Source organism: Cupriavidus sp. (assembly GCF_057315035.1).
Map to the genome: position 1 here is coordinate 20,832 of NZ_DBHKYV010000035.1, position 23,387 is coordinate 44,218.

The window sequence follows — 23,387 nt, forward strand, 5'->3', positions numbered from 1 at the left end:
TCTCCCGCGCGGGAGAGGGAGAAAGACGTTGGAGATTTGACCGTTTAAACCGGAGTCCGACATGACAGTCAGCATTCGTTGCACACGCCACCTGGCCAGCACGCTGGCACTGACTGCCCTGCTCGCCGGTTGCGCGGCGCCGGTACCGCGCGATGTCGATGGCTCGCCGGTTACGGCACGGCTTGCGCCCAATGCCATCCCGCCGGCACCGCTCAACGAAGCGGAACGCCAGAGGCTTGGCGCATTGAACCAGCAGATCTTGCGCGAACAGGCCGCCGTGGTAGCCAGCGAGCAGCAGGCGGCCGCGTGGAGCCGCGCGGCGTACGCTTACCCGAATACCAGCGTCAGCCTGTTCTATGGCGGCTGGGGTGGCGGGCGCTGGGGTGGCGGTGTCGGATTCAGCTCACCCGGCTATGGCTATGGCGGATACGGTGGTTGGGGTGGCTACCCCTACGGCTGGTGGTGATCAGTGGCCGCCGCGTCCAGCCACTGAATTGGCTGGCGGCGGCAGTGGCGGCGTGGCGCTCACCTTCGGGGCCGGGGCCACGAACTGCACGAAGACTTCACTGTCCTTGACCATGCCCAGCTCATAGCGGGCCCGCTCCTCGATGGCACCGGTGCCGTCCTGGAGATCCTTGACCTCCCCTTCGAGCTTGGCATTGCGCAGCTTCAGCGCCTGGTTGTGAGACGCCTGCTCGTTGACCTGGCGATTCAGGTCCCAGACACGCAGCCAGCCGCCCTTGCCCAGCCAGAGCGGGTACTGAATGGCGAGCAGCAGCACGAACAACAACAGGGAAATCAGGCGCATCGGGGCAAAAGGCGCTAAAGAGGCAGTGATCAGCGATTTCTGATCGGCAATGATCCACCAAGCAGCCAAAGATTGCAAAACAAAAGACGCTACAAAGCGCAACAACGGTGCAATAACCACACCCGGATCAAGCATCCGCCCCAAAAAAAACGCCGCCTCCGGATTCCGGGGCGGCGTTTTTGCGGGTGGACGGCCAGCCGTCCACCACGTCAGGACAATCAGCGCAGGTTGTAGAACGCGCTCTTGCCCGGGTACGTGGCGATATCGCCCAGGTCTTCCTCGATGCGGATCAGCTGGTTGTACTTGGCGATACGATCCGAGCGCGACAGCGAACCGGTCTTGATCTGGCCGGCGTTGGTACCCACCGCGATATCGGCAATCGTGCTGTCTTCGGTTTCGCCCGAACGGTGCGAGATCACGGCGGTGTAGCCGGCGCGCTTGGCCATTTCGATGGCGGCGAACGTTTCGGTCAGGGTACCGATCTGGTTGATCTTGATCAGGATCGAGTTGCCGATGCCCTTGTCGATGCCTTCCTTCAGGATCTTGGTGTTGGTCACGAACAGGTCGTCACCTACCAGCTGCACACGCTTGCCCAGCTTGTCGGTCAGCGTCTTCCAGCCATCCCAGTCGCCTTCGGCCATGCCGTCCTCGATCGACACGATCGGGAACTTGTCGCACAGGTTGGCCAGGTAGTCGGCGAATTGCGTCGACGACAGCTTCAGGCCTTCGCCTTCCAGCGCGTAGACGTCTTCGGCCTCGTGGTAGAACTCGCTCGCGGCGCAGTCCAGCGCCAGCAGCACGTCGTCACCCATCTTGTAGCCGGCCTTCTCGACAGCTTGCACGATCGTGTTCAGGCATTCCTCGTTCGACGAGAAGTTCGGTGCGAAACCGCCTTCGTCGCCCACGGCCGTGGACATGCCCTTGTCGGCCAGGATCTTCTTGAGCGCGTGGAACACTTCGGCGCCGCAACGCAGGGCTTCACGGAAGCTGGTCTGCGACACGGGCATGATCATGAATTCCTGGATGTCCAGGCTGTTGTTGGCGTGCGCGCCACCGTTGACGATGTTCATCATCGGCACCGGCATCTGCATTGCGCCCGAACCGCCGAAGTAGCGGTACAGCGGCAGGCCAGCCTCTTCGGCAGCGGCCTTGGCCACGGCCATCGACACGGCCAGCATGGCGTTGGCGCCCAGGCGGCCCTTGTTCTCGGTGCCGTCCAGCTCGATCAGCGTGCGGTCCAGGAACGCCTGCTCGGATGCGTCCAGGCCCATGATCGCTTCGGAGATCTCGGTGTTGATGTGCTCGACAGCCTTCAGCACGCCCTTGCCCAGGTAACGCGACTTGTCGCCGTCACGCAGTTCGATGGCTTCGCGCGAGCCCGTCGATGCACCCGACGGTACGGCGGCACGGCCCATCACGCCCGATTCGAGCAGCACGTCGCACTCGACGGTGGGATTGCCGCGCGAGTCCAGAACCTCGCGACCGATGATATCTACGATTGCACTCATATTTCCTCTCAGGACTGTTGAATCTTCGTGAATCTTCTATCTTCTACGTGCCAGATGACGATCAAAAGTATCGGGCGATCGGGATCACATGATCAGGCGATCAGACGCCTTCCACGACGATCATGTTCATCGTGGCCGCATGCTCGCGGGAGTTGCGGGCCGCCAGGTACTCCTCGCTGTCATAGAAAGCGCGGGCATCCGCGTAGCTCCGGAACTTCAGCACGACGACCCGCGTGGGCGCCCATTCGCCTTCGAGCGGCTCGGTCTTGCCACCGCGCACCAGCACTTCGGCGCCATGCGCTTGCATGGCCTTGCTCGAAAGCACCTTGTACTGCTCGTACTGCTGGGGATCCGTCACGTCGACGTACGCGATGATATAGCCGGCGGCCATGCGCTATCTCCGAATCTTTTGTATTGTCTTTCGATACCGTTTCGCCAGCATTGACGAATCCGGAAGCAACACCGCCCGCGACAGGGCGCGGGCGGTGGGTACGATAGCAGGCTCAGGCGCAGGCCGGCCAGCCGAAGTTGTCTTCCAGGAAGCCGGCGCGCTTGACCAGGGTATCGAGGTCCTTGAGTACGGACAACAATTCCTTCATGCGCGACAGCGGCACCGCGTTCGGGCCGTCGGACATGGCCTTGTTCGGATCCGGATGGGTTTCCATGAACAGGCCTGCCACCCCCGTGGCGACCGCGGCACGCGAGAGCACCGGCACGAACTCGCGCTGGCCGCCCGAGCTGGTGCCCTGGCCGCCCGGCAACTGCACCGAGTGCGTGGCATCGAATACCACCGGGGCAGCGGTCTCGCGCATGATCGCCAGCGAGCGCATGTCCGACACAAGGTTGTTGTAGCCGAACGAAACACCGCGTTCGCAGGCCATGAACACATCATCGGGCAGGCCAGCGTCGCGTGCAGCGTCGCGGGCCTTGTCGATCACGTTCTTCATGTCGTGCGGCGCCAGGAACTGGCCCTTCTTGATATTCACCGGGCGGCCGCTTTGCGCGCACGCACGGATGAAATCAGTCTGGCGGCACAGGAACGCCGGCGTCTGCAGTACGTCCACCACGGCGGCGACGGGCTTGATCTCGTCGATTTCGTGAATGTCCGTCAGCACCGGCACGCCGATCTCGCGCTTCACGGTGGCCAGGATCTCAAGACCCTTCTCCATGCCGAGACCGCGGAACGACTTGCCCGACGACCGGTTGGCCTTGTCGAACGACGACTTGTAGATGAACGGGATACCCAGTTCACCGGTGATCCGCTTGAGCTCGCCGGCCGTGTCGAGCGCCATCTGCTCGGACTCGATGACGCACGGGCCGGCGATCAGGAAAAACGGCTTGTCGAGGCCGACGTCGAATCCACACAGTTTCATCGCTAACTCCTTCGTCGCGACGCGTCAGGCGCCCTTGCGTTGCTGCGCGGCCAGCGCGCCTTGCACGTAGGCCTTGAACAGCGGGTGACCGTCACGCGGCGTCGAGGTGAATTCCGGGTGGAACTGCACGCCAACGAACCACGGGTGGATCGACTCGGGCAGTTCCATCATTTCCGGCAGGTTCTCCGTCGGGGTACGGGCCGAGATCACCATGCCGGCGCTTTCGAGCTGCGGCACGTAGTGATTGTTGACTTCGTAACGGTGACGGTGGCGCTCGTTGACCTCGGCGCCATAGATCTGCGCGGCCTTGGTACCGGCCTTGACGGGCACGCGTTGCGCACCGAGGCGCATCGTGCCGCCGAGGTCGGAATCGACGCTACGTTGCTCGACCTTGCCCTCGCGATCGACCCATTCGGTGATCAGCGCAACCACCGGATGTTCGGTGTCGAGGTTGAACTCGGTCGAGTTGGCATCGGACATGCCAGCCACGTGGCGCGCGAATTCGATCACGGCCAGCTGCATGCCCAGGCAGATGCCCAGGTACGGAATCTTGTTCTCGCGTGCATACTGGATTGCGCGGATCTTGCCTTCCGTGCCGCGCTTGCCGAAGCCGCCCGGCACCAGGATTGCGTCCAGCGGCTGCAGGACTTCGAGGTGCCCCGATTCCAGTTCTTCCGAATCGATGTACTCGATGTTCACGCGCGTGGCCGTGTGCATGCCGGCGTGACGCAGCGCTTCGATCAGCGACTTGTACGACTCGGTCAGGTCGACATACTTGCCGACCATGCCGATCTTGATCTCGTGCTCGGGATTTTCCTGCGCGTTGACCAGCTTCTGCCACATCGACAGGTCAGCCGGCTTCGGATCCAGGCGCAGTTCCTCGCAGATCAGGCGGTCCAGGCCCTGCTCGTTGAGCATCTGCGGGATCTTGTAGATGCTGTCGGCATCCCACACCGAGATCACGGCGTCCTGCGGGATGTTGGCGAACAGCGAAATCTTAGCGCGTTCGTCGTCCGGGATCGGACGGTCGGCGCGGCACAGCAGCGCGGTCGGCGAGATGCCGATTTCACGCAGCTTCTGCACCGAGTGCTGGGTCGGCTTGGTCTTCAGCTCGCCGGCGCTGGCAATGAACGGTACCAGCGTCAGGTGCACGAAGGCGCAATGGTTGCGACCCATGCGCAGGCTCATCTGGCGCGCGGCTTCGAGGAACGGCAGCGATTCGATATCGCCGACGGTACCGCCGATTTCGACCAGCGCCACATCGGCCTTGCCGTCATGCGACGCGGCGGCGCCGCGCTCGACGAACGCCTGGATTTCGTTGGTGATATGGGGAATGACCTGCACGGTCTTGCCCAGGTACTCACCGCGGCGCTCCTTGCGGATCACCGACTCATAGATCTGGCCAGTCGTGAAGTTGTTCGACTTGCGCATCTTGGCCGATACGAAGCGCTCGTAGTGGCCAAGATCCAGGTCGGTTTCCGCGCCATCCTCGGTCACGAACACCTCGCCATGCTGGAAAGGACTCATCGTGCCGGGATCGACATTGATGTAGGGATCGAGCTTGAGGAGGGTGACTTTGAGGCCGCGCGACTCGAGAATGGCCGCGAGCGAAGCAGCAGCGATGCCCTTGCCGAGAGAAGAGACGACGCCACCGGTGACGAAGACGAATTTGGTCATAAACCGAGCTTGCCGGGGAAATCGGGATTATACATGAGAGCCCGACTGCCGCCGACCCGGAATTTGTGACAGCACGGTGTTTCTACAGTCTTCTTACAGTGCCCTGAAGATGTCTTGACGATGTTCGCGCACCGCTGCGGCGCATGCGCCGCTCCGCCCATCAGCGCTTGGGCGCGTGCAGCTGCTCCCGCATCTGGTTGATCAGGTCGCACACGGTCCGGGCCGTCTCCAACGGGCGTTCCATCGGGTACAGATGCCCGCCTTCGACATAGCGCAGGCGGTCACCCACCAACTTGCGCGTGGCGCCAAGCCCGACCTGCCTGACCTCGCGCGACTTCGTGCCGGCAACAAAGCCAACCGGCACCGGCGCGCCATGCGCCACCCGCCGGCCCAGGCTGGTCGGCAGCGTGCGATAGATGGTGTATTCGACATCCCGATCGAAGCGCAGCTTGCGCTCGGCCGCACGCCCGGTGGGCTCGGTGCCATGTTCGGCGTAGTCGCGCAGCACCTCGGGATCCCATACCTGGAAATTGCGCTTGGCCTGGAAGTGGGTCCATACCGACTCGGCGTCGGGCCAGTGGGTGCGGCGTTTTTTGGTCACGGCTGCCGGACTTGGCTTTTCATCGAGCCCCAGTACCTGCGATGCACGCAGCAGCGAGGCACGCCATCCGGCGATGATCGGCGAATCGAGCATTACCACGCCGTGTACCCGCTGCGGCTGCCGCAGCGCTGCCATCAACGACAGGAAGCCGCCGAGCGAATGCCCCACCAGCCAGACCTTCCTGGTATCGGCGCCGCCGCGCGCCGCGCGCTCGATCTCGCGCAGCAGTTCCTCGACGAGGTTCGGCCATTCGCGCGTCACCGGATACTTCGGATCATGGCCGTAACGCTCGACCGCACGGATCTCGAACGAGTCTTCCAGCGCGCCGAACAGCTTGCGATAGGTCGGCACCGGAAAACCGTTGGCATGGGAGAACAGCAGGATGTCACGCATATGCGGGCGAAGAAGTATGCAATCGCCGCAGAGTGTACTGCGGCGGGCCCGCGCATTCGACGCCCCGAGCCACGAATGGCGTAGGGGTTTCCTTCTACCTGTCGCGCCGCGCCCGCACGGGCTGTCCCCAGCGGTCCGCCTCGTCTCGTGCAAGCGGAAACTCGGCCGGTTCGGCGGCGTCCCATTCCGGATTGCAGATCTCGCCGAACACCTGGCGCAGGCGGTGCCCCCAGGTATCGCGAATCATGCGGAAGTAGGCATTCTTCTCGTCGATATTGACGAAGCGCGTCACGCGCAGCGAGTCGCCCTCGTAGACCAGCAGGTCAAGCGGCAGGCCCACCGAGATATTCGACTTCAGCGTCGAGTCCATCGAGATCAGCGCGCACTTGGCCGCCTCGCCCAGCGGCAGCGACGGCGATACCACGCGGTCGATGATCGGCTTGCCGTACTTGGCTTCGCCAATCTGGAAATAGCAGTTCTCGGGCGTGGCTTCGACGAAGTTGCCGGCCGCGTAGATATTGAATAGCCGGGTGCGTTCGCCGCGGATCTGCCCGCCAAAGATCATGCTGACATTGAATTCGATACCGGCTTCGCGCAGCGCGTGGGCATCGCGCTTGTGTACGGCGCGCACGGCCTCGCCAACGATCGTGGCGGCCTCGAACATGTCGCGCGCGGTCCACAGCGAGCGCTTTTCGTCGCGCGCTTCGGCCAGGCACTGGCGCACGGACTGGCTGATGGCCAGGTTGCCGGCCGTCATCAGCACCATCACACGATCACCGGGCTCTTCGAACACGGTCATCTTGCGGGCCGTGGAAATGGCATCCACACCGGCATTGGTTCGGGAATCGGACAGGAATACCAGCCCGGCATCCAGTCGCATGGCTACGCAGTACGTCATCTAGGGATCTTTTCTTGGGGCGACGTCAAGCTTGCATTCTAGCTGGTTGGCAAGCACCGACATCGTTTGAACACTGCTTTCAGGGCAGGGGCGTAATCGCAATATCGACTTCCAGCGTTTCGCCGGCGCCGCCTTCGAGGATGCCCCGAATCGGTGCGGCCGAGGCATAGTCACGCCCCACGGCGAGTCGTACATGGCGATGGTCTGTCACGCAACGGTGCGTGACGTCGATACTGCACCAGAGCCCCTGGTCGGCATCGAGGCAGACGTCGGCCCAGGCATGACTCGCCAATGCCGTGGCAGCGGGATCAAAGAAGTAGCCGCTCACGTAGCGCGCCGGGATGCCGAACGCGCGGCAGGCCGCCACCATGACCTGCGCCTGGTCCTGGCAGACGCCGCTGCCTTGCCGGAAGGCGTCGGCGGCAGACGTGCCCACATCGGTCGTATTGGCCTTGTAGCGCACGCGCCCGGCAATACCATCGGCCAATGCCAGCAATGCCGGCATTTGCTGCCCGGCCGCCAGGTACGGCGCGGCGAATGCCTGCAACTCGGCTGGCGCCCGCGTAAGCGGCGTGCCGGTGACGAAGTAAAGCGGCGACATACGTACCTCGCCGGCCTCGGGTGCGTCGTGGAACGCATGGTGGCCGCCTGCCCCCGCCGTCACATCCACTTCTCCGGTAGCGGAGATGGCAATCGTACGGGTCGGGCCAGCCATGGTGAAGTTGTGGACGATATTGCCGAAGCCGTCACGTGCCTCCGACAGATTGCCGGGGGCGGACAGCTCCCATGCCTGCACCGCCTGCAGCGGCCCCGAGCGGGGCGCGAGGCGCAGTTCGTGCACGCTGCGGTGCACCGGTTCGGTGTAGCGATAAACGGTTTTGTGGTGGATCCGGTATTTCACAATGCTTGGTCGCGCCACCACACGCCCCCCTGCCACGGATGCCGCAGTGCCCGGCGCGTGATGCGCCGGGCACATGCAAAACGATCAGGCAGCCTGCAACGGCACAAGGAAGTCCCGGCTGATGCCATTGCCGAGATCGCCGATGCGCTCCAGGAAGCTGGTCAGGTAGGCGTGCAGGCCGACGGCGAAGATGTCGTCGATGCGCGCGTATTTAAGGTCGGCGTGGAGTTTACCAGCCTGGCGCTCGGTCTCCGACGATTGCTGGTTGGCCACCAGCGCCAGGATGGTCACCACCTCGTCCATGCTCGACACCAGCGACCGCGGCATGTCCGGGCGCAGGACCAGCAGCTCCGCCACGCGCTGCGGCGTGATCACGGCGCGATAGATCTTGCGATAGACCTCGAACCCCGACACCGAGCGCAGCACCGCCGCCCAATGGTAGAAGTCGTTTTGCTCGCGGTTCGGATCGCTGTCGTCGCGCCCCGAAGCCTGGAACTTGACGTCCAGAATCCGCGCGGTATTGTCGGCGCGTTCCAGGAACGTGCCGAGCCGCATGAAATGGAACGCGTCGTCCTTGAGCATGGTGCCGAACTGCACGCCGCGCGCCAGGTGCGAACGGAACTTGACCCATTCGAAGAAACGCGACGGGTCCTCGTGCAGTTCGCCATCGGCGATGATGCGCTGCACGTCGAGCCAGGTGGTGTTGATGGTTTCCCAGACTTCGGTGGTCAGCGATCCGCGCACCGCGCGCGCATTCTCGCGCGCCGCGCGCAGGCAGCTCATGATCGACGACGGGTTGGTCATGTCGCGGACCATGAAATCGATCACGTCGTCACGGTGCAACAGGCCGTACTTGTGATCGTAGGCCTGGGTCAGCTCGGAAATATCGAGCATCGCCCACCAGCCCTGCTCGGCCACTTCGGCCGACTGGGGCAGCAGCGAGGTCTGGTAGTTGACGTCAAGCATGCGCGCGGTGTTCTCGGCGCGTTCGGTGTAGCGGGCCATCCAGAACAGGTGGTCGGCGGTACGGCTCAGCATGATGGGGTCTCCCGGCGATCGAAGTTCATGGCATCAGCGCTCCAGCACCCAGGTATCCTTGGTGCCGCCGCCCTGCGAGGAATTGACCACCAGCGACCCTTCGCGCAACGCCACGCGGGTCAGGCCACCCGGAACCATGCGCACCTCCTTGCCCGACAGCACGAACGGCCGCAGGTCGATATGGCGCGGCGCGATGCCGGACTCCACATAGGTCGGGCAGGTGGACAGCGCCAGCGTGGGCTGGGCGATGTACTGCTCCGGCCGCGCCTTGACCACCTCGCGGAACTGGTCGATCTCGGCCTTGGTCGCGGCCGGCCCTACCAGCATGCCGTAGCCGCCGGCCCCATGGGTTTCCTTGACCACGAGGTCCTGCATGTGGTCGAGCACGTACTGCAGGTCGTCGGGGCGCCGGCACATGTAAGTGGGCACATTCGACAGGATGGCCTCCTCGCCCAGATAGAAGCGGATCATGTCCGGCACATACGGGTAGATCGACTTGTCATCGGCCACGCCGGTGCCGATCGCGTTGCTGATCGTCACGTTGCCCGCGCGATAGACCGACAGCAGCCCGGCCGCGCCCAGCGCCGAGTCGGGCCGGAACACCAGCGGATCGAGGAAGTCGTCGTCCACGCGGCGGTAGATCACGTCGATCCGCTGCGGCCCCTGCGTGGTGCGCATGTAGAGGTGATCGTCCTCGACGAACAGGTCGCTGCCCTCCACCAGTTCCACGCCCATCTGCTGGGCCAGGAACGCGTGCTCGAAGTAAGCCGAGTTGTACATGCCAGGCGTAAGCACCACCACGGTGGGATCGGCAATATTCTGCGGCGACACGCTGCGCAGCATGTCGAGCAACAGGTCCGGATAATGGGCCACCGGCGCCACGCGGTTGCGCGCGAACAGGTCCGGGAACAGGCGCATCATCATCTTGCGGTTCTCGAGCATGTACGACACGCCCGACGGCACGCGCAGGTTGTCTTCCAGCACGTAGAACTCGCCCTCGCCCGCACGCACCACGTCAATGCCGGCCACGTGCGCATAGATGTCACGCGGCACGTCGATGCCGAGCATCTCGGGCCGGTACTGGGCGTTGTTGTAGATCTGGTCGGGCGGGATCACGCCGGCACGGATGATGTCCTGCCCGTGATAGATATCGTGGATGAACCGGTTCAGCGCCGCCACGCGCTGACGCAGGCCGCGCTCCAGCGTGGCCCACTCGCTGGCCGGAAACACGCGCGGAATCACGTCGAACGGAATGGTCCGCTCGGTGCCGCTATTGGACTCGTCCTTGTCGCCGTAGACGGCAAAGGTAATGCCCACGCGGCGGAAGATCAGGTCCGCTTCCGCGCGCTTGTTGTCCATGGTGGCCGCGGACTGCCGGCCCAGCCAGTCCGCAAAGCTCCGGTAATGGGACCGGACCGTCCCCGGCGGCAACACCTGACCGGCCTCGATGGCCGTCACCGTGCCGTCCTCTCGCCCTTCCAGCATCTCGTCGAAAAACCGCGCCGCCATGATGGCCGCTCCTTCGTGGAAATGGGCGCCTGCCGCGTACCGTCTCCCGCCTGACTGCTTCTCGGCTACTGCCTGACGATAGCGCCGGCCTCCCGTTTATCGATGCCTTGTCGAGTCAACTCTTTCAGCATATCCGTACCGGCAAAACCCGCAAGGGGTTGCATGCGCGAGACATGCACCGGTACGCCAGAACGGTTTAGCAAGATGCTTGCCAGCCACGCCGTTTCAGTGGGCGGCCTTGCCCGCGCACGAGACCGACTCGGGCGGGCATTTGGCCAGGATGTCCTGGACCAGCGCCTCGGGCGAGCGGCGGATATCGAGCACCAGCGCATCGTCGGGCTCCTCGAGCGTATCAAACTGGCTTTGCAGCAGCGCCGGATTGAAGAAGTGGTCCGAGCGGGCCGACAGCCGGCCGCCGATCGTCGAGGCGTCGCCCTTCATGAACACGAAGGTCACCCCGCCGTCGGGCGGGCTCAGGCGGTCACGGTAGACCTGGCGCAATGCCGAACAGGTGAAGACATGGGTGCGGCCCTCGGCGCGGGCGGTGTCGATGGCGGCGCGCATGGCATCGAGCCACGGCCAGCGATCCTCGTCGGTCAACGGCACGCCGGCGTGCATCTTGGCCTTGTTGGCCTCGCTATGAAAGCAATCGGCATCATCAAAGCCACAATGCACCTGCTGCGCCAGCAGCTGGCCCACGGTGGTCTTGCCGCTGCCGGAAACGCCCATCAGGATATAGATCATGTCTGCTCCATCGATCATGGTGTCGGATGGTGTTGCCACCCTTGTCGGTAGCCGTCGCGCGCCGGTACCGGGTGGTACCGTGGCACGGCGGTGCCCCGGGCGCGCTGGCGTCCGGGGAAATCGGGATTACGCGGGTAACCTGGGTAACACGGGTAATGCGCGAACTGACGAAAGCTGCTCCTGACGCCGCCTATTGTGCGACGACAGGCGCCGTTTGGACAGCCAGTGCGGCATCGGCCTCGGAAAGGTCCAGCGCGCTGCCACCCTCCTCGGCAATCCGGGCATGGCGCCGGAACAGCCCGAACAGCCCCCGGCCCATGCTGAAGTTCACGAAATCGTCCACCGGCGCGGGCGCCGGCACGCGCGCCGCGAAGCCAGCCTGCGCGGCGGCATCGCCGACCAGTTCGAGCGTGCCGGCCACGGCATCGACGCGGATGACGTCGCCGTCACGCACGCGTGCCAGCGGACCGCCCACCAGCGCCTCGGGACCCACATGGATCACGGCCGGCACCTTGCCCGAGGCGCCGGACATGCGCCCATCCGTGACCAGGGCGACCTTGTGGCCGGCATCCTGGAGCGCGCCCAGCGCCGGCGTCAGGCGGTGCAGTTCGGGCATGCCGTTGGCATTCGGGCCCTGGAAACGCACCACGGCGATCACGTCGCGGTTCAGTTCGTCGGCCTCGAACGCGGCCTGCAGCGCTTCCTGCGAATCGAACACGCGCGCGGGCGCTTCCACCACGCGATGCTCGTCGGCCACGGCCGACACCTTGATCACGCCACGCCCCAGGTTGCCCGCCATCAGCCGCAGGCCACCCTCGGCCGAAAACGGCGCCGATGCCGGCGCCAGCACCGCGGTGTCGCCGCTCGTGGTCGGGCCATCGCGCCAGCGCAGCACGCCGTCGGTCATCACCGGTTCCTCGGTGTAACGTGCCAGGCCCTGGCCCGCCACGGTGTGCACATCCTCGTGCAGCAGGCCGGCGTCCAGCAACTGGGCAATGACATAGGCCACCCCGCCGGCCGCATGGAAGTGGTTCACATCGGCCGAACCATTCGGGTAGACACGGGCCAGCAGCGGCGTGACCGCCGACAGTTGATCGAAATCGTTCCAGTCGATGATGATGCCGGCGGCACGCGCCATGGCCACGAGGTGAATCGTATGGTTGGTCGAACCGCCGGTGGCCAGCAGCCCGACCATGGCGTTGACGATGGCGCGCTCGTCGACGATCTTTGCCAGCGGCGTGTATTCATGTCCGCGTGCGATCAGCGCCAGTGCGCGCTGGGCAGCCGCCACGGTCAGTGCATCGCGCAGGCCGGCATCCGGGTGCACGAACGCCGAGCCCGGCATATGCAGGCCCATGATTTCCATCAGGAACTGGTTGCTGTTGGCGGTGCCGTAGAACGTGCAGGTGCCGGCGCCGTGATACGCGGCGCATTCGGCTTCCAGCAAGGCGTCGCGCCCGACCTGCCCGGTGGCATAGAGCTGGCGCACGCGGGCCTTTTCCTTGTTCGACAACCCCGACGCCATCGGGCCCGCGGGCACGAACACGATCGGCAGGTGACCGAACTGCAGCGCGCCCATCAGCAGGCCCGGCACGATCTTGTCGCAGACCCCGAGCATCAATGCCGCATCGAACGTGTTGTGCGTCAGCGCCACGGCAGTGCTCATGGCAATGGCATCGCGCGAGAACAACGACAGTTCCATGCCGGCATTGCCCTGCGTGATGCCGTCGCACATCGCCGGTACGCCGCCAGCCACCTGCGCCACGGCACCGACCGCGCGGGCCGCTTCGCGGATCACGGCCGGATAACGTTCATAAGGCTGGTGCGCCGACAGCATGTCGTTGTAGGCGGTCACGATGCCAAGGTTCGGCGCATGGTCCACGCGCAGCTTGAGCTTGTCGTTGGCGGGCAGCGCAGCATAGCCGTGCGCGAGGTTCGCGCAAGACATGCCACGCAGTGGCCCCAGTTCCTGCTGGGCGCGCTCGCATCGCGCCAGATAGGCGGCGCGGCTGGCACGGCTGCGTTCGACGATGCGTTGCGTGACGGCCGATACTTCGGCCCGTGCGTTGCCGTTGGCGGCTTGGGACATGGCGGACTGGATCCTCGTGGGGCGACGTCGGGCGACAAAACGATCAACGATTGATCGAACGATTGATCGCCAGAGTCTGTAGATTTTCTACATTATAGCCACGAGGAATGGGCCACCGGAAGGTCAACATCCACCGATATATGGCTCAGTATGCGCAAATCCGGGTAAATCCTAAGGGATTCAGCGTAAACCCCGGGCTACGAAATGCGCAGACCGATGTGTAGAATATCTACAAACTTCAAAGGTGACGGCACTCGACTGCCCACCGGTACGACTCCCACGCACGCCTCCCGCCAGACCTTCACCATGCGCGACAGAATCCTTGCCGTCTACGACACGCTACGCCCGTCCGAACGCCGCCTGGCCGATTACGTGGCCCGCCACGGCGCCAGCGTCATCCGGCTGACCATGCCGGAACTGGCCGAGCGCGCCGGCGTTTCGCAGCCGACCATCGCCCGCTTCTGCGCCGCGCTCGGCTATGACGGCTTCAAGGAATTCAAGCTCCAGTTCGCCCAGAACGTTGGCGGCGGAACCCCGTTCGTGCATCAGGACGTCGAAGCCAGCGACCGCCCCGCCGACATCGCCGGCAAGGTGTTTGACCGCACCATCGCCACGCTGATGGCAGTCCGCAATGCGCTGTCGGCCGACCAGATCGAGCACGGCATCCGCCTGCTGGCCGGTGCGCGGCGTATCGAGTTCTACGGCTGCGGCAACTCCGGCATCGTTGCACTGGACATCCAGCACAAGTTCTTTCGCCTGGGCATCCCCACCACGGCTTACTCCGATCCGCACGTGTTCAGCATGTCGGCCGCGTTGCTGCGCCCCGGCGACGTGGCCGTGCTGGTATCGAACAGTGGCCGCACCTGGGACATGCTGACCGCCGCCACGCTGGCCCGCAGCAGCGGCGCCAGCGTGCTGGCGCTGACCCATAGCGGCTCGCCGCTGGCCAGGCTTGCCGACGTATGCGTGTTCTCCGACGTCGAGGAAGACAGCGAGGTCTACACACCAATGACCTCGCGCATCTGCCACCTGGTACTTGGCGACGTGCTGGCTGCCGGCGTGGCACTGGAACGCGCGGACTCGGTGGCGGAGGGCCTGCAGCGCGCCAAGGCGCATTTGCGCCAGCGTCGGATTGCGGGTGCGGAACCAGAGCCTCTGGTGGCTCAGGATGGCAAGGCCGACGCCACCGCACCGGCCGATAGCGCGAAGCCCGGGCGCAAGTCCCTGGCAAAGACCACAACGCGGCCTGCCCGCAAGGCGACAGCGACCAAAGCGCCTGCGCGCGCCACTGATCGGCCCTGACCGCACGCTAGCGCGGCGCTGGCGGCGCATCGCGCCAGTAGCGCCGATTCTGCTGCCGATAGGGCACCACCTGATAGGCGTTCCCGTGAGTAGAGATCGACAGGGCTCCCGTCTCGTCGGTCCGGTACCGCGCAATACCGGCGCGCTCGTAACGTCGCCAGACGTCCGCACGCGGATGCCGGTAGCGGTTGGCAAAACCCAGCTGGAACATTGCCATCTCCGGTTGCACTGCGCGCAGAAACTTCGCATGCGATGAGGTGCCGCTGCCATGATGCGGCACCAGCAGGATATCGGCGCGCAGCATCGCCGCAGCCTCGCGCTCCACCAGCCGCAGTTCCTCCCGCTCACCGATATCGCCAGTCAGCAGTACGCTGCGATGCGCCGTGGCAATGCGCAGCACGCAACTACGCGCATTGCTGCGCAGTCGCCCCGCTGACAGTTCATCGGCCGATGGATGCAGGATGTCGAACCGTACACCATCCCAGTCCCAACCCACGCCGCCGACACAGTGCTGCCAGCCAGCGCTGCCCCCAAGCATTCTGTGATCGAGGGGTGCTGCCGTGAGGCGTGCCGACACCGGTACCGCGCGCAGCACGTCGCGTACACCGCCCGCGTGATCGGCATCCTCATGGCTGATCATCAGCATATCGAGCGCGCGTATGCCAGCCGCCCGCAAATACGGCACGATGACCTGCCCGCCAGCAGTGGCTCCCGACGCATAGGCCGGTCCCGTGTCGTAGAGCAATGCATGGCTGTCGGTCTCTACCAGCACGGCATTGCCCTGCCCGATGTCGAGCACCGTGACCCGGATCTCGCCATACGCGACTGGCGCCCGCCCTGCCAGCAGCATCGGCAGCATCAGCAGGCCGCCACACCAGCGCGGCAGCCGTCGCAGTCCCGGCAACAGCGCGAGCACCACGCCTGCCAAGGCTAACGCCGTCACCCACCAGCGTGGATGCGCCGCCTCCCACACTGCCCATGTCGGCGCGGCCAGCCAGGACAGCCCATCGACCAGCCACTGCAACGCGACATGCGCAATGCCGAGCGCCAACCTGGCCAGCCCCTCGGGGAATACCGCCCCAGCCAGCGCCAACGGCGTGACCAGCAGACTCACCACGGGAATGGCGACGGCATTGGCCACCCCCGATACCACCGATACCTGCCCGAACAGCAGCAGCGTCAGCGGCACCAGCCCGACAGTCACGGCCCATTGCGTACGCGCCGCGCCGACGATGCCAGCCCGCATGCGCATCAGCCGCCCCGGCTTGCGGTGTCCATCATGTCGCGCCGAGCGCGCATCCCGCGCCGCTGCATCATCGTCGTGTGCATGGAGAAAGATCACCGCCACGGCGCCAAAGGACAGCCAGAAGCCCGGTGCCATCACTGCCCACGGGTCGATTGCCACCGCCACTGCCGCCGCCCATGCCAGCACCACCGACACCGGCGGCGCCCGTCCACCCCACAATGCAACTGCCGCGACGGTCAGCATCGTGACGGTACGCAGCGCGGGAATCTGCATGCCGGCGACCAGGCCGTAGCCGAGCGCGGCCAGCACCGTGACCACCAGCGCCGCGTGCTGTGCTGGCCAGACCAGCGGCAGCGGGCGGCGCAGCAGCCTCCCGATGCCGAACGAGTGCCGCCACAGCCATCGCGCCAGCGCACCTGCCACGCCAGCAATCATCGTGATATGCAGGCCAGAGATGCTGACCAGATGCGAGATACCGGTGCGCCGGAAAATCTCCCAGTCCGCCTGCGCGATGCCACGCTGGTCGCCAATGACCAGCGCGATCAGGACGGGTCCGTAGCGGGCGTCTGGCGCGAGCACGGCGCGCAGATGGTCACGTATGTCGGCGCGCCACATTGCGATGCGAACGGCCCATGGAATCCGCGCCTGGCCTGCCGCATCCGCGCCATTGCCCTGCCCCGACGCACCCGCCAACAACGTGCCTGCACGCGCATAGCCGGTTGCGTCGATACCCTCGGCCAGCAACCAGTATCCGTAGTCGAACCCGTGCGGATTCGCGAGCCCGCGCGGCCTGCGCAAACGCACCGTGAGCCGGTAGCGCTGCCCGGGCTGCACGCGCTCGGGCATCTCGCGCCACGTCAGCAGCAGCCGCGCCGGCATCGCGTGACCGCGCGTCGCGTCGTCACGCCCGGCAGGGTCATCGCGCCACCGCTCGGCGTTGAACACGAAGCGCGTGCCATGCTCGGCAACATCGGGTAGGCCCGCCACGATGCCTTCCACAACGAGGTCCCGCGCAGCCATCTCCGGCGCGAGCCAGCGGGTGATCCGGACTTCGGCCCGCCACGCGGCCCACGCGAATCCGATCATGCCCACCGCCGCCGCCGCGAGGCACCAATGCACGTACTGGATCCGCGGCGCGCGCTGCCGCACTGCCCCCAGCACCATGCATGCGATCACACCAACGGTGCAGGCTCCTGCCAGCCATAGCCACTGGCGCGCATCCGGCAAGTCGCCCTGTTGCTGCAGCAGCCAGCAGCCCGCCACGAATGCCAGCAACGCCACGCGCATCACGCCTCTCCCTCTGCCGTCTTGCAGGACCGAGGGCGTATTTGTAGCGGGGAAACAGGTGGAAAAACGTGTCCGAACGATGCGTCGGTGTGTCGATGTGTTAAATCGACCGGCAGTAGTCGGAGGGCGGGAAGACGCCAGTCAGCGCGGCGCCATGAGGTCCACGAAGGCGTTCAGGCGCGGCAGCGCGGCCACGGCATTGCGCCACATGATGTCCGCCAGGTCGCGCTCCGCCATGCCGCGCAGTTCGGCCATCACACGCGCCACCCCAGCCACCTCGGCCGGCGTATTGCGTGCCTTGTGCTGTTCGCCAAACTGGTCGTCAGACAGCCACGCGGGCGCAATGTCGGGGGCGTCCGTTTCCAGCACGATGGACTCGATCGGCAAGTCCACCGCAAGACGGCGAATCTGCCTGGCGCGCGAGAAGGTCACGTTGCCGCCGAAGCCAAGCTTCATGCCATGCTCGGCGTAGCGGCGCGCCTGTTCATGGCTGCCATTGAATGCGTGCGCGATGCCCTGGCGCACGCCCACGCGGCGCAAGCCGGCGTAGACCTGATCCTGCGACTTGCGCACATGCAGCAGCACGGGCAGGTCGAACTCGCGTGCGATCTTCAGTTGTTCGGTGTAGAGCCAGGTCTGGTGCGCGGCGTCGAGACCCGGCACGAAAAAATCGAGGCCGATTTCGCCGATGGCAACCAGTCGCTCATCGTCGATCGACGCCGCCACCTGCTGCCGCAACGCATCGAGATCGGCCTGCCCCGCGCCTGGCGTGCACAGCGGGTGGATGCCCAGCGCATAGACGCAATGGGTGCCACCGTTTGGTCCACCATAGGGACCGCCATGCGCCAGCGCGCGCACGGCCTCGAAGTTGGACACCGCCACCGCCGGCAGCACGATGCCCGTGACGCCGGCCGCAGCGGCGGCCGCGGTGACGCTGGCGCGGTCGGCCTCGAACTCGCCGGCATCAAGGTGGCAATGGGTGTCGATCCACATGGGGCTAACGCGTCGGAGCGCTCAACGTTCCTGATGCAGGTGACCGTCGCGCAGACGGTAGATCCGGTCGCAGCGGCCGGCCAGGTCCATGTCGTGCGTCACGATCACGAAGCTCGTGCCAAGCGTGCGCGACAGGTCGAGCATCAGGTCGTACACGCCACCAGCGGTGTGGTCGTCCAGATTGCCGGTCGGCTCATCGGCCAGCACGCAGGCCGGCTGCCCCACCAGCGCACGGGCAATTGCCACGCGCTGGCGCTCACCGCCGGACAACTCGCCCGGCCGATGCCTGGCGCGACCGCCCAGGCCAACGCGCTCCAGCACCGCCTGCGCGGCTTCGCGCGCCGCATGCTCCTTGAGACCGCGAATCCGCATCGGCATCGCCACATTGTCGAGTGCGGTGAACTCCGGCAGCAGGTGGTGGAACTGGTAGACAAACCCCAGAGAGCGGTTGCGCACGATATTGCGCTCTTTCTCGCGCAGTGCCGTAAATGGCTTGCCGAGCAGTGCCACGCGGCCCGCGTCGGGATTGTCGAGGCCGCCCAGCACATGCAGCAGCGTCGATTTGCCCGATCCCGATGCGCCGACGATGGCTACCTTCTCGCCGGCATTGACGCGTACGTCCACACCGCGCAGCACCTCCACATCGAGTCCGCCCTGGCTGAACCGCTTGGTCAGGCCCTCGGCCACCAGCACCGGCGCACCGGTCTGCGCCGCCAGCCCGGGCTGGTCGGGCATCGCCGACGATACTTCCTGCAGCAGCGTCGAATCACTCATAGCGCAACGCCTCCGCCGGGTTCACGCGGGCCGCACGCCAGCTCGGGTAGATCGTGGCCAGCGTGGCCAGTACAAAGGAAATGATGCCGATGGTGGCGATATCGTTCACGCGGGGATCCGAAGGCAATTCGCTGATGAAGTAGATGTCCTTGGGCAGGAACTGCACGTGCAGCACCCGTTCGATAAAGGGCACGATCACGTCGATATTGGTCGCAATCAGCGTGCCGCCCAGCACGCCGAGCACGGTGCCGATAAAGCCGATGGCCACGCCCTGCACGATAAAGATCTTCATGATCGAGCGCGGCTGCGCGCCCATGGTGCGCAGGATCGCGATATCGGCCTGCTTGTCGGTCACGGTCATCACCAGCGTGGAGACCAGATTGAACGCAGCCACCGCAATGATCAGCGTCAGGATGATGAACATCATGCGCTTCTCGGTCTGCACGGCGGCAAACCAGTTGCGGTTCTGCTTGGACCAGTCGCGCAGGTACAGGTCGCCGGTCATGGTGGTGGCCAGCTCCTGCGCCACCTGCGGCGCACGTTGCATGTCCTGCAGCTTAAGCCGCACGCCGGACGGGCCATTCTGGCGGAACAGCACTTCGGCGTCCTCCATGTTGACCAGCGCCAGCGCACTGTCGAACTCATAGTGCCCCGACGAGAACACGCCAACCACGGTGAACTGCTTGAGCCGTGGCAGGATGCCGGCCGGCGTGATGGTGCCTTGCGGCGCCACCAGCGTGACCTTGTCGCCAACCCGCACGCCCAGCGCATTGGCCAGTTCGCTGCCCAGCGCGATATCAAAGCCGCCCGGCACCAGCGCGTTCATGCTGCCCGCGCGGAACTGGCTGCCGATGTCTGACACCTTGGGTTCCTGGGCCGGGTCCACGCCACGCAGCAGTACCCCGCGCACGGCGTCGTCGCGCGTCAGCATGGCCTGCGCCGCCACATATGGCGCGGCACCCACCACTTCCTTGTTGCGCTCGGCTTCGCCAGCGGTTTTCTGCCAGTCCTGCAACGGACCGGCCCCGATGACTTCGATATGCGAAAGCACCGACAGCATGCGGTCGCGTACTTCCTTCTGGAAACCGTTCATGACCGACAGCACGACGATCAGCGCCGCCACGCCCAGCGCGATGCCGAGCATCGAGATCATCGAAATGAACGAAATGAACGTATTGCGGCTGGCGCGCTTGCTTGCGCGGGTATATCGCCAGCCGATCTGCCACTCGTAAGGAAAGTTCAAGAGGAGTCCTGTAGTTCTGGAAACGCGTCGGCGCCCTGGCTTGCCGCCACGGGTGACGGAAAACTGGCGCCGGCCAGCCGGAAGTTTACAATCTCGTCAACCATGATGACGCACCTGACCCTGATTGTGCCTTTTTCCGTCCCGCCTGGCGCCGGCGACGACGCCACGGACGATGTCGTCCCTGGCGCGCTGCTGCGCCAGTTGGAGTTGCCCGCGCTCGGAAAGTTGCTGACGCGCGCCACGCCGGGACCCCGCGAAACGCACGACGACCCCTATCTGCGCACGCTGCCGCAGGAGCGCTGGCTGGCCGGCCGCGCCGGTTTGGACACCCTGCAGGTGCCGACTGCGCCCTTTATGCGCCTGGCCGACCATGCCGCCGGCTCCCCGGCGGATCCGGCGCCCGAGGCGGGCTGGGCCTGCCTGCAGCCAGTGCATATCCATGCCGCGCGCGACCACCTGGTGCTGATGCACCCCGACCAGCTCGACATCCGTGCCGAGGAGTCCGACGCCTTGCGCGCCGCCATTGCCGACCTGTTGGTCGAATCCGGCATCGGGCTCGATGCACCGCACCCGGCGCGCTGGTATCTGCCCGCAGACACCTTTGGCGACCTGCTCGCCACCACGCCGGTACGGGCCACGGGCCGCAATATCGACATCTGGATGCAGGCCGGCCCGCGTGCCCGTGACTGGCGCCGGCTGCAGAACGAGATCCAGATGACCTGGCACGCCCACCCGGTCAACGAAGCGCGCGAGGCCGACGGCCGCCTGCCGGTCAACTCGGTCTGGCTGCATGGCGGCGGCATGGCCGGCAAGGTGGCCAAGCTGGCCGACACGGTACTGACCGACGATCCGTTCCTGACCGGCCTGGCACTGGCCGGCGGCAGCCAGGTCGGTGCGCAGCCGGCGCGTTTTGCCGATGCCGGCAATGCCAACGGCACCGTGCTGACGATGCTCGACAGTGCCACCGAAGCGCATATCGCCGCCGACTGGGGCCTGTGGCTCGACCGGATGCACACGCTCGATGCCGAATGGTTCCAGCCGGTGCTCGATGCGCTGACCGCGGGTCAGATCCAGTCGGTCACGCTGGTGCTGGGTGGCGAGAACCACTTTGCCGAGTTCAACGTGACACGTGCCGACCTGCGCAAGTTCTGGCGTGGCATGGGTACGCGTGGCGACTGGCGCGCACTGCTCTCGAACCTGGCCATGGCCGCCTGAGCCGAACCGAATACAGGACCTACCATGACCCGGATTGCCATCCGCTCCTATTCCGATGACCACGCGGGCGTGCTGGCCGCAGCCGGCCTGCATCCCACGCTGGCACGCATCCTGTCGGCACGCGGCGTGCTGCACCCGTCCGAGCTGGCCACCGACCTGCCGGAACTGATACCGCCCGCGGCGATGAAAGGCATCGGCCACGCCGCCGCATACCTGGCCGACGCGATTGCCGCCAACCGCAAGCTGCTGATCGTGGCCGACTACGACTGCGACGGCGCCACGGCCTGCGCCGTGGGTGTGCGCGGCCTGCGCATGCTCGGCGCGCGCGTGGACTACATCGTGCCGAACCGCTTCGAGTACGGCTACGGCCTGACGCCCGAAATCGTCGCACTGGCCGCGCAGCAACAGCCCGATGTGATCGTCACGGTCGACAACGGCATCGCCAGTGTCGATGGCGTGGCGGCAGCCAATGCACGCGGCATCGACGTGGTGGTGACCGATCACCACCTGCCGGGCGCCGAATTGCCCGATGCCGCGGTGATCGTGAACCCGAACCAGCCGGGGTGCGAATTCCCGAGCAAGAACCTGGCTGGCGTGGGCGTGATGTTCTACGTGCTGCTGGCGCTGCGCGCGGAACTGCGCAGCCGCGGCGTGTACACGCCGGCCACGCAGCCGCCGTTGCAAACGCTGCTCGACCTGGTGGCGCTGGGCACCGTAGCCGACGTGGTCAAGCTCGACACCAACAACCGTATCCTGGTGGCACAGGGCCTCAAGCGCATGCGCGCGGGGCGCATGCACCCGGGCGTGGCAGCGCTGTTCCGCGCTGCCGGCCGCGAGGCGGCGCGCGCCAATACGTTCGACCTCGGCTTCGGACTCGGGCCGCGCCTCAATGCGGCGGGACGGCTGGCCGACATGTCGCTGGGCATTGAATGCCTGCTGACCGACGACGCCAACCGCGCATGGGAAATCGCCCAGGAACTGGACGGCATGAACCGTGAGCGACGCGATATCGAGGCGGGCATGCAACAGGAGGCACTACAGATCCTGGAGCAGCCGCTGGCCGGGCTGGACCCGGCGTCGCGCTTCACGATCAGCGTGTTCCACGAGACCTGGCACCAGGGCGTGATCGGCATCGTGGCCTCGCGGCTCAAGGAAAAATTCCACCGCCCGACCATTACGTTCGCGCCGGGCGACGAAGAGCACGTCAAGGGCTCGGGCCGCTCGATTCCGGGATTCCACCTGCGCGACGCGCTGGACCTGGTGTCCAAGCGCCATCCGGGCCTGCTGGTGAAGTTCGGCGGCCATGCCATGGCAGCCGGCCTGACCGTGCGCGCCAAGGATTTCGATACGTTCGTGGCGGCCTTCGAAGCAGTGGGGCGCGAATGGCTCAACGAGGAACAACTGGCGCGCGTGATCGAAACCGATGGCGACATCGACGACGGCTGCTTCAGCCCGGAATTCGTCACGCTGCTCGAAGGCCACGTCTGGGGCCAGGGCTTTCCGCCGCCCACGTTCTCAGGTGAGTTCGAGGTACTGCGCCAGACCGTGCTCAAGGGCAAGCACCTGAAGCTGCAACTCGGACGCGGCAGCCAGCGCTTCGACGCGATCTGGTTCAACCACGCCGACGCGCTGGATGGCGCAAGCGCACTGGTGGCCTACCGGCTCGACAACAACACGTTCAACGGCGTGACACGCGTACAACTGGTGGTGGAACACGCGCAGTAACGTAGTGCGTGTGTGTGTTCTCTCCCCTCTCCCGCGCGCGGGAGAGGGGTTGGGGGAGAGGGC

Annotated in this window: 20 protein-coding genes; 4 read left to right on the top strand and 16 right to left on the bottom strand. The window is 65.6% G+C overall.

What is annotated here, in order from left to right:
• Positions 1-61 precede the first annotated feature (61 nt).
• Positions 62-466 (top strand): hypothetical protein, encoded by a 405-nt coding sequence (locus ACO550_RS30065; RefSeq protein ID WP_315598113.1) that lies wholly within the window; start codon positions 62-64, stop codon positions 464-466.
• On the opposite strand, the gene ftsB is transcribed toward ACO550_RS30065, so the two are convergent.
• From ftsB to edd, 12 genes are all read right to left on the bottom strand, one after another.
• Positions 467-808, bottom strand: a complete 342-nt coding sequence (gene ftsB / locus ACO550_RS30070) for a cell division protein FtsB (RefSeq protein WP_315598125.1) — start codon at positions 806-808, stop codon at positions 467-469. It lies immediately after the preceding gene.
• Between the two features lie 218 nt (positions 809-1,026).
• Positions 1,027-2,316 carry a phosphopyruvate hydratase gene (gene eno / locus ACO550_RS30075; protein WP_315598114.1) on the bottom strand — a complete coding sequence of 430 codons (1,290 nt, stop codon included), beginning with the start codon at positions 2,314-2,316 and terminating at the stop codon, positions 1,027-1,029.
• Between the two features lie 100 nt (positions 2,317-2,416).
• Positions 2,417-2,707: a DUF1330 domain-containing protein gene (locus ACO550_RS30080; protein ID WP_315598115.1), complete on the bottom strand. Its 291-nt coding sequence runs from the start codon at positions 2,705-2,707 to the stop codon at positions 2,417-2,419.
• Between the two features lie 112 nt (positions 2,708-2,819).
• Positions 2,820-3,689 (bottom strand): 3-deoxy-8-phosphooctulonate synthase, encoded by an 870-nt coding sequence (gene kdsA, locus ACO550_RS30085; RefSeq protein WP_315598116.1) that lies wholly within the window; start codon positions 3,687-3,689, stop codon positions 2,820-2,822.
• 24 nt (positions 3,690-3,713) lie between these two features.
• Positions 3,714-5,366, bottom strand: a complete 1,653-nt coding sequence (pyrG, locus tag ACO550_RS30090) for a CTP synthase (protein WP_315598117.1) — start codon at positions 5,364-5,366, stop codon at positions 3,714-3,716.
• A gap of 160 nt (positions 5,367-5,526) precedes the next feature.
• On the bottom strand, positions 5,527-6,360 hold the full coding sequence (locus tag ACO550_RS30095) for an alpha/beta hydrolase (RefSeq protein WP_315598118.1): 834 nt from the start codon (positions 6,358-6,360) through the stop codon (positions 5,527-5,529).
• Between the two features lie 94 nt (positions 6,361-6,454).
• Positions 6,455-7,258 carry a peptidase gene (locus ACO550_RS30100; RefSeq protein ID WP_315598119.1) on the bottom strand — a complete coding sequence of 268 codons (804 nt, stop codon included), beginning with the start codon at positions 7,256-7,258 and terminating at the stop codon, positions 6,455-6,457.
• A gap of 79 nt (positions 7,259-7,337) precedes the next feature.
• Positions 7,338-8,159, bottom strand: coding sequence for a transglutaminase N-terminal domain-containing protein (locus tag ACO550_RS30105; protein ID WP_315598126.1), 822 nt, complete (start codon positions 8,157-8,159; stop codon positions 7,338-7,340).
• Positions 8,160-8,243: 84 nt separating this feature from the next.
• Positions 8,244-9,197 carry an alpha-E domain-containing protein gene (locus ACO550_RS30110; RefSeq protein ID WP_315598120.1) on the bottom strand — a complete coding sequence of 318 codons (954 nt, stop codon included), beginning with the start codon at positions 9,195-9,197 and terminating at the stop codon, positions 8,244-8,246.
• A 33-nt stretch (positions 9,198-9,230) separates the two neighbouring features.
• The gene (locus tag ACO550_RS30115) at positions 9,231-10,706 is read right to left on the bottom strand and encodes a circularly permuted type 2 ATP-grasp protein (RefSeq protein WP_485995058.1); all 1,476 of its coding nucleotides are present in this window, start codon (positions 10,704-10,706) and stop codon (positions 9,231-9,233) included.
• Positions 10,707-10,931: 225 nt separating this feature from the next.
• Complete coding sequence (locus tag ACO550_RS30120; RefSeq protein ID WP_315598011.1) at positions 10,932-11,450, bottom strand: gluconokinase, GntK/IdnK-type; 519 nt, start codon at positions 11,448-11,450, stop codon at positions 10,932-10,934.
• A 190-nt stretch (positions 11,451-11,640) separates the two neighbouring features.
• Complete coding sequence (edd, locus tag ACO550_RS30125) at positions 11,641-13,539, bottom strand: phosphogluconate dehydratase (RefSeq protein WP_315598012.1); 1,899 nt, start codon at positions 13,537-13,539, stop codon at positions 11,641-11,643.
• Positions 13,540-13,845: 306 nt separating this feature from the next.
• On the opposite strand from edd, the gene ACO550_RS30130 reads away from it, so the two are divergent.
• Positions 13,846-14,841, top strand: coding sequence for a MurR/RpiR family transcriptional regulator (locus ACO550_RS30130; RefSeq protein ID WP_315598013.1), 996 nt, complete (start codon positions 13,846-13,848; stop codon positions 14,839-14,841).
• A 7-nt stretch (positions 14,842-14,848) separates the two neighbouring features.
• Here ACO550_RS30130 and ACO550_RS30135 read toward each other — a convergent pair whose 3' ends face one another.
• From ACO550_RS30135 to ACO550_RS30150, 4 genes are all read right to left on the bottom strand, one after another.
• On the bottom strand, positions 14,849-17,374 hold the full coding sequence (locus ACO550_RS30135; protein ID WP_315598014.1) for a DNA internalization-related competence protein ComEC/Rec2: 2,526 nt from the start codon (positions 17,372-17,374) through the stop codon (positions 14,849-14,851).
• A gap of 141 nt (positions 17,375-17,515) precedes the next feature.
• Positions 17,516-18,367, bottom strand: a complete 852-nt coding sequence (locus ACO550_RS30140) for a TatD family hydrolase (RefSeq protein WP_315598015.1) — start codon at positions 18,365-18,367, stop codon at positions 17,516-17,518.
• Between the two features lie 21 nt (positions 18,368-18,388).
• Positions 18,389-19,102, bottom strand: a complete 714-nt coding sequence (locus ACO550_RS30145; RefSeq protein ID WP_315598038.1) for an ABC transporter ATP-binding protein — start codon at positions 19,100-19,102, stop codon at positions 18,389-18,391.
• A 31-nt stretch (positions 19,103-19,133) separates the two neighbouring features.
• Entirely contained in the window at positions 19,134-20,384 is a 1,251-nt protein-coding gene (locus ACO550_RS30150; RefSeq protein WP_315598016.1) for a lipoprotein-releasing ABC transporter permease subunit, read from the bottom strand.
• A gap of 102 nt (positions 20,385-20,486) precedes the next feature.
• On the opposite strand from ACO550_RS30150, the gene ACO550_RS30155 reads away from it, so the two are divergent.
• Together ACO550_RS30155 and recJ are read left to right on the top strand one after the other, a co-directional pair.
• The gene (locus ACO550_RS30155) at positions 20,487-21,599 is read left to right on the top strand and encodes a hypothetical protein (protein ID WP_315598017.1); all 1,113 of its coding nucleotides are present in this window, start codon (positions 20,487-20,489) and stop codon (positions 21,597-21,599) included.
• 24 nt (positions 21,600-21,623) lie between these two features.
• The gene (recJ, locus tag ACO550_RS30160; RefSeq protein ID WP_315598018.1) at positions 21,624-23,324 is read left to right on the top strand and encodes a single-stranded-DNA-specific exonuclease RecJ; all 1,701 of its coding nucleotides are present in this window, start codon (positions 21,624-21,626) and stop codon (positions 23,322-23,324) included.
• The last annotated feature ends 63 nt before the right edge of the window (positions 23,325-23,387 follow it).